This is a genomic window from Marivita sp. S0852 (assembly GCF_046591575.1).
In the GTDB taxonomy this organism is placed as follows: Bacteria; Pseudomonadota; Alphaproteobacteria; order Rhodobacterales; family Rhodobacteraceae; genus Marivita.
Window position 1 is genome coordinate 540,707 of sequence record NZ_JBIQWA010000001.1, and the last position, 13,301, is coordinate 554,007.

Here is a 13,301-nt window from a genome sequence, read left to right on the forward strand (position 1 = left end):
TGGTCTCAATTAACCTCACCCGTTGATAAGACTGCTCTGCGCAACAAAAGATCGTCCCGAACAGAGGCGTCATAATCGCACTGGCGCTGTCGGATGCAGCCACTAAGGTGGCATCATGTCTGATCCCTCCGTTCTTGATAGCCGGTATTCCTGGTTCCGCCTGATGGTCACAGTGTTGATCGCGATTGTGATCAATGTGGGCATCTGGATTCCCATCGTGGTCATGCCTGCGGTCCAGGCGGAATTCGCCGCCAACCGTGCGGATGTGTCGATCCCTTATACGCTGACCATGATCGGGTTTGCCCTTGGCAATTTTGTCGTGGGCCGTGCCGTGGACCGTTTTGGTGTGGCGCTGACCCTGTCGGTGTGCAGTGTGGCTGTCGCCATCACCTATATCCTGGCGGCGCTAAGCCCCACGCTATGGGTGCTGATCTTTCTGCAGTTCTTTATCGGCTTTGCGTCGGCCATCGGGTTCGGCCCGCTGATCGCAGACCTGTCGAAGTGGTTTCTGAAACGCCGGGGCATCGCCGTGGCGCTGGTGGCGTCGGGCAACTACCTTTCCGGATCGGTCTGGCCCCTCGCACTAGAAGCGGTGGGGGGCGGCGACTCCTGGCGCTGGAGCTATTCTGCCATCGGGATCGTCACCATCTTGACAGTGCCGCCGCTGGCTCTGCTGCTGCGACGCAGCTTGCCAGAGGATGCGATGCGCATCGCAGACACCCAATCCGCCCTTCGGACCAAAGCCAGCGGCTTTACCCCGCGCCAGTTGCAGATGATGCTAGGCGTCGCGGGTGTGGGCTGCTGCGTGGCGATGTCCATGCCGCAAGTACATATCGTGGCGCTTTGCGTGGACTATGGTTTCGGCGCGGTGGTCGGTGCCGAAATGCTGTCGCTGATGCTGCTTGGCGGTGTGGTGTCGCGCCTGATCTCGGGCACACTTGCCGACCGGTTCGGAGGCATCCCGACACTTCTTATCGGATCGACCCTGCAATGCATCGCGCTTTTCCTGTATTTGCCCGCAGGGGGCCTTGTCTCGCTTTACGTGGTCAGCTTGATTTTCGGCCTCAGCCAAGGGGGTATCGTGCCCAGCTACGCCATCATCGTCCGCGAATACATGCCCACAAAAGAGGCGGGTGCGCGCGTGGGGTTTGTCATGATGATGACGATCTTCGGCATGGCATTGGGCGGATGGGTCTCGGGCGTGATTTACGACCTCACCGGAAGCTATCAATGGGCGTTTCTGAACGGCATTATCTGGAACGGCCTAAATATCGGCATCATGATCCTGATCCTCTACCGCAGCCAACGCGGCGGCGATATGCAGGCGGTGCCGGCGCAATAAAACAACTATCCACGGGCCCGATCTTCTGACAGGCTTGTGCCATGTCTGACGCACCGCTCAAAGGCTGGAACCACACGCCAAACGTCCCGCTTCAGGTGTCGCCGCTGTTCCAGTGGCCGCTTAAGCCGATGGCCATCCTGCGCTGGTTTTGGGATTCGTGGTTCCTGATCTCGGAACGCCTGATCATCGTGGGTATCGCGTTCATCTCGCTGACGTTTTTCCAACCACCACTTGAGGAAACCCAAACCCTCGCCTTCGGCTGGGTGGCCGAGATGTATGCGCGCAACCTGATCCTGATGACGCTGGTGGCAGGCGGGTTGCACCTCTATTTCTACACCTTCACCAAGCAAGGCAAGAAACTGCGCTACGACCCGCGCCCGTTGATGAAGAACGGCAAGCAGTTCACGCTGGGCGGGCAAATCCGGGACAATATGTTCTGGACACTGGCCAGCGGTGTCACGATCTGGACGATCTACGAAGCGCTGCTGTTCTGGGCCATGGCCAACGGCTATGCGCCGATGATCACGTTTGCCTCAAACCCGATCTGGTTCATCGCGCTCTTCTTCCTGATCCCGGTCTGGGAGAGCTTTTATTTCTACTGGATCCACCGCTTCCTGCACATTCCATTCTTCTACAAACACGTCCATTCGCTGCATCACCGGAACATCAATGTCGGGCCGTGGTCGGGCATGTCCATGCACCCGGTCGAGCATGTGATCTTCCTTGGCTCTGTCCTGATCCACTTCATCGTGCCCTCGGGCCCGGTGCACATCCTCTACCACCTGCAATACTACGCCCTGACCGCCGCTACGACGCACACAGGGTTCGAAGGGCTGGTCGTCAAAGACAAGAACCGCCTCGCGCTGGGAACCTTCCACCACCAGATGCACCACCGCTATTTCGAATGTAATTACGGCTCGCTCGAAATCCCGTGGGACAAGCTGTTCGGATCGTTCCATGACGGGACCGAAGCGGCGAATGAGAAGATCAGGGAACGCCGCAAGCGGATGATGGGATAATCAGTCGATCACTATATCCTGCAACGCATCCCAACGCGGGTTGCTGTCATCAAGATGACGCAGCGCGCCCCAGCTGCCCCATTGGCTGGGCGGGGCGACATCGACAAAAGCGTTGAACGGACTGTCGGCAATGTCTGACCACGCCGCCAGCACGGTTTCGTAAAGCGCGCCCATCTCGTTGGAGTAATTGAATGCCGCAAGGAACGCGACCAGCCGTTCATTGTCAACGGCGTCCCAATTGGCCGCTGCATGCGTTCCGCCTTCATACATCACAAGAGCAAGCCCATGGTCACGCGCAGCCTGTGCGTGATGCGGCCAGGATTCGCTGATCAAAGACGCCAATGTTCCCTCCCGGACCAGTTGCGCCACATCGGCAAACACGCCATCAAACCGGTTGGCCCGGACATATTCCCGCAGCGCCACACGTGACAAGCCGTCAGCCGCGCCAGCATCCCGCGCACGGGCCTCGGCAGCATCCAAAAGCGCATCGGTCGTGGCAGGATCGCTCAGCTCATAGCCAAAATACCCGGTCACGGCATAGGCATCGAAGGACGTGACCGGATCGCGTCCCAACGCCGCACGGGCCAATGCACCGCGCAACATCGGCTCTTCCAATCCCGGCCAGCCGGTATGTGCCCCGATCACCCGCACCAGCCGGGTGTCGGCGGACGCGCCGAACACGCGGGCCCAGATGTCCATCACCTGCGCCGCGCGCAGGCCGTAGAATTGCATCCAGCCATCATCCACATCGCCCCAGCGCTCTTCGGCCTGCGCCTGCGCCCAGCGCGCTTGCGCAAAGATAAAGTTCCAGACCTCGTTGGAATATTCCACATATACTGCGCGGTTCGGCTCCAGTTGCGCTTTGACATCGCGCGCCATCTGTTCAACCACGGCATCATCAGCCAGATGCGGGATATTCAGCCACGGATCGACCTTTAATTCGTTCGCCAGAGCGATGATCATCGAAAGTGGCACGCCCCGCCACACATAGGTGAAATCCGCAGTGGTTGGCAGATCCTCGATGGTTCGGATCGGGGAATCGTTGGTGCCCATCCAATCCATAAAGCGCAGGCCTTCAACACCTGCCAATCGCTTGGTCCATCTGGGGTTGAACACCGAACCTGCGTTGAACAGGTCAAGATGGTCGTCTTTCACAACGCGGATGTTGCGGATTGGATCAGACGGGTCCGTCTCTGAGATCCGCAGCCCGACCAACCCATCGCCCGGCGTGTAATCAAAGATATGATGCCCGGTTTCGCGGCTGATGACACGCCCCCGCCCGGTGATTTCGAACCGGCCAGTGCCGTCGTAAAACACATGGTAGCGCCCGCGCAGATGCTGCGCCTCTCGTGGCTGGTCTGTCAGGATCAGGCTTTCCACCGCGACCACATCATCGGGAATAGCGGTCGGCCATCCGGTCTTGTCCAGCAAACCGCGGTCCTGCAGCTCTTCAAAGGACACGCCACCCCATTGGCCCGGTCGATGCCCGATCCAGGGACGTGCCGTTTTCATCACATCAAGAAACGCATGCTGCGTTGACCAGTCTGCAATCTGCGCCAGGCCCAGAAACAAACCCTCCGCCTTGCTGTCCGACGCGGCAAAAAGCGGTGCAAGCCACAGGCACATGACGGCGATAGCTTTGACAAAAAGGGCTCTCGTCATGGGCCTTATTCCAATCATGGTGGGAATCGCAGAAAGAGTCCGGATGACACGTTACACCAAAACCTGTTGCGCGGCCTGTTCGCCGACCCCGAACACCCGTTTATAGCGGTCGATCTGATCTGCCGGCCCCATCGCCTTGTTGGGATTGTCAGATAGTTTAACCGTCGGACGCCCATCCGCTTCGATCGCTTTGCACACCAGCGAAAATGGCGCGAGACGGTCATCCGGGGTCAGACCTCGGAAGTCATTGGTCAGCAGCGTTCCCCAGCCGAACGACACCCGCACGCGACCGGCAAACTGCGCGTGCAGTTCGAGGATCTTGGTCTCGTCCAGCCCGTCGGAAAAGATCACAAGCTTCTGCGTCGGGTCTTCACCCCGGTCCTTCCACCACCGAATGGCGGTTTCGGCCCCTGTTGCGGGATCACCGGAATCGATCCTGATTCCCGTCCAGCCCGCCAACCAATCCGGGGCATCCTTCAGAAAGCCGTCGGTGCCGTAGGTATCGGGCAGGATCATGCGCAGGTTGCCGTCATGCTCTTCGTGCCAATCCGCCAGCACGTCATACGGCGCTTGTTTCAACGCGGCATCATCTTTGGCCAAGGCGGCATAGACCATCGGCAATTCATGCGCATTGGTGCCAATCGCCTCAAGGTCGCGGTTCTTGGCAATCAAACAATTCGATGTTCCCACAAAGCTGTCGCCAAGCCCTTCGAACATCGCTTGCACGCACCAATCCTGCCACAGAAAGGAATGTCGGCGGCGCGTCCCGAAATCGGCAATGCGCAGATCCGGCACCTCGCGAAGCCGCTCGATTTTTTCCCATAGCTTCGTCATAGCGCGTGCATAAAGCACCTGAAGCTCGAACCGGCCCATGTCATTCAAAACCGCCCGGCCGCGCAGCTCCATCAGCACAGCCAACGCCGGAATTTCCCACAGCATCACCTCGGGCCACGCGCCCTCAAAGGTGAGCTCATACTGATCCCCGACGCGTTCAAGATGATACGGCGGCAAGCGCAGACCCTCGAACCACTCCATGAAATCAGAGCGGAACATCTGACGTTTGCCATAAAACGTATTGCCCCGCAGCCAGGTGCTTTCGTTGCGGCGCAAGGCCAGTGACCGGATATGATCCAACTGCTCGCGCAGCTCTCCTTCGTCGATCAGCTTGGCTAGGGGGACATGTTGTGACCGGTTGATCAGGCTGAATGTCACCTGAGTGTCGCGCTTGTTACGAAACACGGACTGACACATCAGCAATTTGTAGAAATCCGTATCAATGAGCGACCGCACAATCGGGTCGATCTTCCATTTGTGGTTCCAGACTCGGGTAGCAATATCAACCATGACGGTCTCCGAAGGCGCAGGCGCATCGCTTAGACCAACCGCAGGCAGACTTGTCCAGCCTCAGTGGGTTTTGTCCCAATTCGCCAGCTCGTGCTGCCGGATGGCTTCGCAGCGTTCTTCGCTGACACCCAATCGTTCGGCGATCTCGCTCACGATCGACAGCTCGCTTACGTGACGGTTGCCATCGACATAAACAACATCCCACATCGCAGCGACGGCCTGTTCCCGGTCGCGCTGCGTGGTCGCATCTTTGAGAATGGCGGCCAGGTCGGCGGTTCGTGGCAACTCTTGCTCTAGCTTTTCACATTGAGCCCGCATTTTCGCAGCATCAAGCGGGCCAAGATCGTACATCTTGGCCAGAACCCGGTCGATTTCCCGAACCTCTTTGAATAGGTATGTGTTGTCAGCCAACGCCGTGCGCACCATCAGCGCCCCAAAGGCAAATTGGGCATCCGCCGGTGGAAGTTCTGTTTGCGGGACAGCCCGGTCAAACAGGGCAAGGATTCGGTCGAACATGGCTGGGTGCCTTTTGTGACTGATCTGCTCATTTTTACCCGGCAATGCCGATGCGGCAAGCCTTGCTACGGGCGTGGGCGCATAACGTTACACAAGACGCACACCGGCATCTGCCATCTGCGTTTTCGCAGCCTCCAGTGATCCTTCAAGATCAATCGCGCGACACAGATCAAGCTGAACCGTGACACTGAACCCCAGCTTTGCGGCATCAATCGCGGAATAGGCAACGCAGAAATCCGTCGCCAGACCGACAAGCGTCAGATCTGTGATGCCACGCGTGCGCAGATATCCCTCCAAACCGGTCGGTGTGCGGTGATCATTTTCGAAAAACGCCGAATAGCTGTCAATGTCGCGGCGAAAGCCTTTGCGAATGACCATTTCGGCGCGGGTGGTGTTCAGATCGGTGTGAAACGCCGCCCCTTTCGTTCCGCTCACACAATGATCCGGCCAAAGAACCTGTGTCCCATAGGGCATCTCAACCGTTTCATAGGGCGATTTTCCGTTATGTTGCGACGCAAAGGAACTATGATGCGCCGGGTGCCAATCCTGCGTGAAAATAACAGCCTCGCTTGCATCCATTGCCGCATTGATGCCGGGGATGATCAGATCGCCCTCGGGAACGGCCAGCGCCCCGCCGGGGCAGAAATCGTTTTGGACATCAATAACAATCAGCGCAGACATAAGCATCTCTCCTGTTGGGCCCCTTGGGTAGAAAGCCAGTGCGGGCGGGTCAAGGGTTGCGGCATTGCGGAACCTTGCGCGACAGCCGCTTCAGGCGTAATTGCGCGCCCATGTTTACCGTTTGCGCCCTCTATCACTTCACCCGGTTCGACGATCCGCAAAGCCTGCGCGACCCGCTTCTTGCGGTATGTCGTGAGAACGAGATCACCGGAACCCTGCTTTTGGCGAATGAAGGCATCAACGGCACGGTTGCCGGGTCCGAGACAGCCATCAACCACCTGTTAACCTATCTGCGCGCCTTGCCGGGCTGCGTCAATCTGGAATGGAAACTTTCAACCGCGTCGGTGCGTCCCTTCCACCGCATGAAAGTGCGGCTGAAGAAAGAAATCGTGACCATGGGCGTCCCGGATGTCGATCCGCGGGCCAGTGTCGGGCATTACGTGGCCCCCGACGATTGGAACGAACTGATCCAAAGCCCGGATGTGGCCGTCATCGACACCCGCAATGATTACGAAGTGGCGATCGGAACCTTCGATGGGGCCATCGACCCCAAGACGGCCAGTTTTCGCGAATTCCCCGAATGGTGGGAAAAGAACAAGGACCGGTTTCATAACAAACGCATCGCGATGTTCTGCACCGGCGGTATTCGCTGCGAAAAATCGACCAACTACCTTCTCAGTCAAGGCGTTGAAGACGTGTATCACCTCAAGGGTGGTATCCTGAAATATCTTGAGGAGGTGCCGCAAGACGCCAGCACTTGGCACGGCGATTGTTTCGTATTCGATGCCCGCGTGTCTGTTGGTCATGGGCTCACCGAAGGACCGCATGTACTGTGCTACGCCTGCCGCCGCCCGATCCTGCCCGAAGACCAACAAAAACCGGAATATGAACACGGTGTGTCGTGTCATCAGTGCGTCAACGAAACCTCTGAAGACGACAAAACGCGGTTCCGCGAGCGGCAAAAGCAAATCCGTCTTTCAGAAGAACGCGGCGAACGCCATCTGCATGCGGATGTGATTGACGATCTCTGAATAGGTCCGGTGCGGTCTCAATGTTTCGCACGCGAAACAATAGGTCAAAGACCTTCACCTTTTTTCAACATGTCCGGGCCTAAGATTTTTCGTACGAAAAATCTCAGCGCGAGAGGGGAACCGTTGTTTCAGACCACCCGTCGACCGAACATTTGGCTCGGATAAACAGTGGCCCGCCCGGCAAATTGCTGACGGTCAGACTGCGCCTGAAAGGCTGTTCGTCAACATGCGGATGCAGCAATTCCCGCGTGCCAAGGATTGTTCCATCTGCCGTCTCGACCCGCCAGCCATCGGCGTAGTGATCCCAACCCGTGTCTGGATGTAAGATCGTGACAGAGACACGCATTCCGTCGACCTCGACTTGGTCGATGGTTGGCGCGTCGGCACAGACCGTGCTCGCGACACAAATACCGAAAACACCTGCCCTATACATCATGATTAGACCCTAACAAACCCGGCACTGTTTCAAAGTCACGATTTCGCGTCCGGAACACCGTAGATCAACACATGCCGTGATTGTGACCAAAACTCGCGACGCATCACGACAGCAATCGTGATCAATGATGCAAGGATCAAAGGCCCGGCACCCAAAAGCCAGGCAGAAGACGCGATGCCGAAATAGACCGACCGCAAACCCCGGTTGTACCCGCGCGCAGCTGTAATGTTGATCTCGCCCGCCTGCTTGGCCAAAGGCATGGATCGGGGATCGTCCGGATCGTTGGGCACTGCGGACATCAGCACAGAGCAATAGCCAAACAATCGGTGTGCCCAGACAAATTTCAGAAATGCATTCGCTGCGAACAGCAGCAGCACCATAAGCTTGATCTCAAGAATAATCACCGAACCGCTTTGTAACGACAGGTCTTCTGTCACGCCGCGCAGACGGTCCGCATTGCCCAGCAAGGCAAAGCCGCCACCGATGGCAATCATGCTGGCTGACGCAAAAAACGCGGTGCCTTGACGGAGGCTGGCAATGATCTGGCCATCGTAGATTCGAGGTTGGCGGGTCACGAATTGGACCATCCAGTCACGGCGGAACCCGGCCATGAGCTGTGACATTGACGGAAATGACTTTGGCGCGTGTTCGATTATCACCGTGCTGGCGATCCAACCGAACAGAAGAAGTCCAATGCCAATCGCGTCCCGCGCGGTGAACAGGTATATCTTGTCAAGCCAATCCATCGCTTAAAACGGTTTGACCACAACAACCCATAAAATGGCAATCGCGCCAAAGACACTGACCTCGTTGAAGATCCGCAGATACCGATCCGATTCGGTGAAAACCCCGCGTTTGGCGCGCAACACAAGGCGACCGGTCCATGTGTAGTGAAGCGCCAGCAGCGCCACGAGGCCGAGTTTAAGCCAGACCCATGCCGGAAAGCTCCACAATACACCGAGCCAGATTCCGGTGATCAATGCGATCACCCCAAGCCCGGCGGAAAACCGATAAAGGCGGATGGTCAGGTCACCCAGCGGGCCGAATTCGCCCAGCCGGTCGTATTCTCGTTTCCAGTATATCAAGGCGCGGGGAACCGCGAAGATCGAGGTCATCCAGCCCATAACACACAGGATATGTATGATTTTAATCCAGTCCATATGTGCTTGGTGGCTGGGCTTTTGCCGCTTGGCAAGAGGCCGTTCTGCCGCTGTGTGCCAAAAAATGACTGGTCACACTGCGTATATTGGTTATATAATCTTACCAATTCGGAGGATTACCCATGGAAATGCCCACACCCGACGCGACGATCCTGTCTCGTAAAGATGAAATCGTGGCCCGTTTGCAAAAGGTTCTGCCAGACGCAGCCGTCATCTGGGACGAAATGGAGACGCGCGCCTATGAATGTGATGCGCTGACCGCTTACAAATGCCCGCCCCTTGCGGTTGTGTTGCCTGCCTCGACCGAAGAGGTTTCCGCCGCATTGACAGTTTGCCACGAGATGGGCGTGCCGGTGGTGCCCCGCGGGTCGGGCACATCGCTGGCCGGAGGCGCGTTGCCCACCGCGGATTGTGTGATGATCGGCGTGGCGCGGATGAACGATGTTCTGGAAACGGATTACGACAACCGCTTTATCCGCGTTCAGACCGGGCGCACCAACCTGAGCGTGACCGGCGCGGTTGAGGAAGACGGGTTTTTCTACGCCCCCGATCCATCATCACAATTGGCCTGTGCCATTGCCGGCAATATCGCGATGAACTCCGGTGGTGCACATTGCCTGAAATATGGTGTGACGACCAACAACCTTATGGGTGTGAAGATGGTGCAGATGGACGGCACCGTGTTGGACATTGGCGGCGCATACCTTGAGTCGGCGGGCTACGACCTGCTTGGTTTGATTTGTGGCTCGGAGGGACAGCTTGGTATTGTCACCGAAGCCACATTGCGCATTCTGCCCAAACCCGAGGGCGCGCGGCCGGTCCTGATGGGCTTTGAGTCCAACGAAGTGGCCGGGGCCTGCGTCGCGGACATTATCAAGGCCGGCATCTTGCCGGTGGCAATTGAATTCATGGATCGCCCCTGTATAGAGGCGACCGAAGCGTTTGCCAAGGCCGGTTATCCGATGTGCGAAGCCCTGCTGATTGTCGAAGTCGAGGGATCAGACGCGGAAATAGATGAACAGCTTGGCCTGATCCTTGACATCGCGCGCAAGCATAATCCGGTGGAACTGCGCGAAGCCAAAGACGCCGATGAGGCCGGGCGTATCTGGCTGGGCCGGAAATCCGCCTTTGGGGCTATGGGACAGATCAATGACTACATGTGCCTTGATGGCACGATCCCGGTCGCAGAGCTGCCCTATGTTTTGCGCCGGATCGGTGAGATGTCGAAAGACTACGGGCTCGATGTGGCGAATGTGTTTCATGCCGGGGATGGAAATATGCATCCCTTGATCCTGTTTGATGCGAACAAGGAAGGCGATCTTGAGACCTGCGAAGCGCTGGGTGCGGATATCTTGCGGCTATGCGTCGAAGTGGGCGGCTGCCTGACTGGGGAACATGGTGTCGGGATCGAGAAGCGGGATCTGATGATGGATCAGTTTGCGCCAGAAGATTTGGAGGCGCAGATGGCGGTGAAAGATGTGTTTGATCCGGCATGGTTGTTGAACCCTGCCAAGGTATTTCCTTTGGCCGCGTCTGCAAACCGTCGTACCGAGGTGCTGGCTGCGGAATGAAAACAGGGGGCGCTGCCCCCGTCGCCATAGGCGACCCCCCCGAGATATTTGGAAAACAGAGACATATATGAGACCTGAGACAGAGGCCGATCTGGCCCAAGCGTTGGCTACAGCCACACGCCCGGTGCGGATACACGGCGGCGGAACCCGTGGCGTTGATGGCACCGGCGACCGGCTTGAGACCGGCGCGCTGTCGGGAATAACGCTTTATGAACCGGGATCTCTGACCCTTGTCGCGAAAGCCGGGACACCATTGGCAGAGATCGAAGCGGCATTGGACAAAGAGGGACAGCGCCTGCCGTTTGAACCGATGGATCATCGCGGATTGATGGGCACGTCGGGAGAGCCGACAATCGGAGGCGTTGTGGCCGCAAATGTTAGCGGCCCCCGCCGCGTGTCGGTCGGGGCATGTCGCGATTTCATGCTGGGTGTGCGGTTTGTCGACGGTGCGGGTACGATCATCAAAAACGGTGGCCGCGTGATGAAGAATGTTACCGGCTATGATCTTGTGAAGCTGCTCAGCGGGTCTTGGGGCACCCTGGGCGTTCTGACCGAAGTCAGTCTGAAAGTGCTGCCGAAACCGGATTGCGCGGCCTCTGTTGTGATTGACGGACTGGACCATGCCGACGCCGTCGCAGCGATGGCAAAGGCGCTTGGCTCTCCGTTTGAGGTGTCGGGTGCCGCGCATCTTCCGGTTGGTCCGGATGGTACACCGGTGACACTGTTGCGGCTGGAAGGATTTTCCGGATCGGTCGCCTATCGCACCAAATCCGTGGCGGCTTTGTTCGATGGCTTGCCGGTGCGCACCGAAAGTGATGCCGGGGCGGTTGCGGAAAAATGGGCCTGGGTACGTGATGTTGTGCCGTTTCATGATGCGGATGGTGATGTCTGGAAAATCTCGTGCACGCCATCCGAGGCGGCAGAGTTGGCAGCGCGCGTCACCGCCGAAGATCTGATCTTTGATTGGGGGGGCGGCCTGATCTGGGCGCGGGTTATCGCGGGTACGGATATCCGCGCGCAGTTGGGGGCGTTTGAAGGGCACGCGACATTGGTGCGGGGCACGGGCCAGCCGAAGTTTCAGCCAGAGCCTCCGGCACTGGCGGCTTTGTCTGCGGGGCTGCGTAAGAAGTTCGATCCCAAGGGGATTCTGAATCTGGGGTTGATGGGGTAAGACATGCAGACAACATTCACCGACGCGCAGCTGCGCGACCCTGACATCGCACGGTCCAACGAGGTTTTGCGCACTTGTGTGCATTGCGGATTCTGTACGGCGACCTGCCCCACCTATCAGGTCCTGGGCGACGAATTGGACAGCCCGCGGGGGCGAATTTATCTGATCAAGGACATGCTCGAAAACGAGCGCACACCTGACGAGAAAACGGTCAAGCATATTGATCGTTGTCTGTCCTGTCTGGCCTGTATGACGACCTGCCCATCAGGTGTGCATTATATGCATCTTGTGGACCACGCGCGCAGTTATATCGAGGAAAACTATGATCGGCCCTGGCACGACAAGGCACTGCGCTGGACGCTGGCCAAGATTTTGCCCTATCCAACCCGGTTTCGGGTGGCGCTTTTGTTGGCGAAGATCGGCAGACCGTTTGCCCCGCTGATCCCGGATGCGCGGTTGAAAGCGATGTTGGAGATGGCCCCGAAGACCATTCCTCCGGTCAGTCGGAACGATGATCCACAAAGCTTTGCCGCCCTTGCGCCGCGCAAGAAGCGCGTGGCATTGATGACCGGCTGTGCGCAAAAGGCGCTGAACACCGACATCAATGACGCCACGATCCGGCTTCTCAGACGTTTGGGGTGCGAAGTTGTTGTTGCAGAGGGGGCTGGCTGCTGCGGGGCGCTGACGCATCACATGGGCAAGCTGAAGGAAAGCCATGAGGCCGCCGGGGCCAATATCAAAGCCTGGGCGCGCGAGATGGATGGGGACGAGCTTGACGCGATTGTGATCAACACCAGCGGCTGTGGCACCACCGTTAAGGATTACAGCCATATGTTCCGCAATGACGCTTTGGCCGATGACGCCGCCCGGGTGTCTGCCATTGCAAAAGATGTCAGCGAGGTGCTGATCGACCTGATTGATGAGGCCAGCGTGGCCGATGCGCGAACTCTGCATGGGGGCATGAAGGTGGCCTACCATGCCGCGTGCAGCCTGCAGCATGGTCAACAGATCAAAACACATCCGAAAACCCTGCTGAAAGCAGCCGGGTTCGATGTGGTGGAACCTGCAGACAGTCATCTGTGCTGTGGGTCCGCCGGGACTTATAATCTGATGCAGCCAGAGATCTCGAAAAAGCTGAAAGCGCGCAAGGTTGAAACTCTGGAAGCCAAACAGCCCGACATCATCGCCGCGGGCAATATTGGTTGTATGATGCAGATCGGATCGGGTACGGAGGTCCCTATTGTTCATACTGTGGAGCTTCTTGATTGGGCCACCGGCGGACCGACGCCCAGCGCCTTGAAGACGCCTCACTCGTGACGTCCGCGTCATAAATCTGCCGAAAAAAGCCGGTAGCCAAGGCGCTTAGTG

Annotated in this window: 13 protein-coding genes; 6 read left to right on the plus strand and 7 right to left on the minus strand. The window is 57.9% G+C overall.

What is annotated here, in order from left to right:
- Positions 1 to 115: 115 nt before the first annotated feature.
- Together ACG74X_RS02670 and ACG74X_RS02675 are read left to right on the plus strand one after the other, a co-directional pair.
- Entirely contained in the window at positions 116 to 1,342 is a 1,227-nt protein-coding gene (locus ACG74X_RS02670; protein ID WP_411232540.1) for an MFS transporter, read from the plus strand.
- A gap of 41 nt (positions 1,343 to 1,383) precedes the next feature.
- Positions 1,384 to 2,361, plus strand: a complete 978-nt coding sequence (locus ACG74X_RS02675) for a sterol desaturase family protein (RefSeq protein WP_411232542.1) — start codon at positions 1,384 to 1,386, stop codon at positions 2,359 to 2,361.
- Here the strand turns inward: ACG74X_RS02675 and ACG74X_RS02680 are convergent, their stop codons facing one another.
- The 4 genes from ACG74X_RS02680 to pncA all read right to left on the minus strand — a co-directional run bounded on the left by ACG74X_RS02680 (position 2,362) and on the right by pncA (position 6,564).
- Positions 2,362 to 4,023 carry a hypothetical protein gene (locus tag ACG74X_RS02680; protein WP_411232543.1) on the minus strand — a complete coding sequence of 554 codons (1,662 nt, stop codon included), beginning with the start codon at positions 4,021 to 4,023 and terminating at the stop codon, positions 2,362 to 2,364.
- Positions 4,024 to 4,074: 51 nt separating this feature from the next.
- A complete protein-coding gene (gene pncB, locus ACG74X_RS02685; protein WP_411232545.1) occupies positions 4,075 to 5,367 on the minus strand; it encodes a nicotinate phosphoribosyltransferase in 1,293 nt (430 codons plus the stop codon).
- 60 nt (positions 5,368 to 5,427) lie between these two features.
- Entirely contained in the window at positions 5,428 to 5,883 is a 456-nt protein-coding gene (locus ACG74X_RS02690) for a TerB family tellurite resistance protein (RefSeq protein WP_411232546.1), read from the minus strand.
- An 87-nt stretch (positions 5,884 to 5,970) separates the two neighbouring features.
- The gene (gene pncA / locus ACG74X_RS02695; protein ID WP_411232548.1) at positions 5,971 to 6,564 is read right to left on the minus strand and encodes a bifunctional nicotinamidase/pyrazinamidase; all 594 of its coding nucleotides are present in this window, start codon (positions 6,562 to 6,564) and stop codon (positions 5,971 to 5,973) included.
- Between the two features lie 110 nt (positions 6,565 to 6,674).
- On the opposite strand from pncA, the gene ACG74X_RS02700 reads away from it, so the two are divergent.
- Positions 6,675 to 7,595, plus strand: coding sequence for a rhodanese-related sulfurtransferase (locus tag ACG74X_RS02700; protein ID WP_411232549.1), 921 nt, complete (start codon positions 6,675 to 6,677; stop codon positions 7,593 to 7,595).
- Positions 7,596 to 7,698: 103 nt separating this feature from the next.
- Here the strand turns inward: ACG74X_RS02700 and ACG74X_RS02705 are convergent, their stop codons facing one another.
- Genes ACG74X_RS02705 through ACG74X_RS02715 form a run of 3 tightly spaced genes read right to left on the minus strand, consistent with a single transcriptional unit; the run spans position 7,699 to position 9,191 of the window.
- Complete coding sequence (locus ACG74X_RS02705; RefSeq protein ID WP_411232551.1) at positions 7,699 to 8,031, minus strand: hypothetical protein; 333 nt, start codon at positions 8,029 to 8,031, stop codon at positions 7,699 to 7,701.
- Between the two features lie 35 nt (positions 8,032 to 8,066).
- Positions 8,067 to 8,777, minus strand: coding sequence for a DUF599 domain-containing protein (locus tag ACG74X_RS02710; protein WP_411232552.1), 711 nt, complete (start codon positions 8,775 to 8,777; stop codon positions 8,067 to 8,069).
- Positions 8,778 to 8,780: 3 nt separating this feature from the next.
- Positions 8,781 to 9,191: a CopD family protein gene (locus ACG74X_RS02715; RefSeq protein ID WP_411232553.1), complete on the minus strand. Its 411-nt coding sequence runs from the start codon at positions 9,189 to 9,191 to the stop codon at positions 8,781 to 8,783.
- A 122-nt stretch (positions 9,192 to 9,313) separates the two neighbouring features.
- Between ACG74X_RS02715 and ACG74X_RS02720 the strand changes: the two genes are divergently transcribed.
- The 3 genes from ACG74X_RS02720 to glcF all read left to right on the plus strand — a co-directional run bounded on the left by ACG74X_RS02720 (position 9,314) and on the right by glcF (position 13,250).
- On the plus strand, positions 9,314 to 10,762 hold the full coding sequence (locus tag ACG74X_RS02720; protein ID WP_411232554.1) for an FAD-linked oxidase C-terminal domain-containing protein: 1,449 nt from the start codon (positions 9,314 to 9,316) through the stop codon (positions 10,760 to 10,762).
- 67 nt (positions 10,763 to 10,829) lie between these two features.
- On the plus strand, positions 10,830 to 11,933 hold the full coding sequence (locus tag ACG74X_RS02725; protein WP_411232555.1) for an FAD-binding protein: 1,104 nt from the start codon (positions 10,830 to 10,832) through the stop codon (positions 11,931 to 11,933).
- Positions 11,934 to 11,936: 3 nt separating this feature from the next.
- A complete protein-coding gene (gene glcF, locus ACG74X_RS02730; RefSeq protein ID WP_411232556.1) occupies positions 11,937 to 13,250 on the plus strand; it encodes a glycolate oxidase subunit GlcF in 1,314 nt (437 codons plus the stop codon).
- The last annotated feature ends 51 nt before the right edge of the window (positions 13,251 to 13,301 follow it).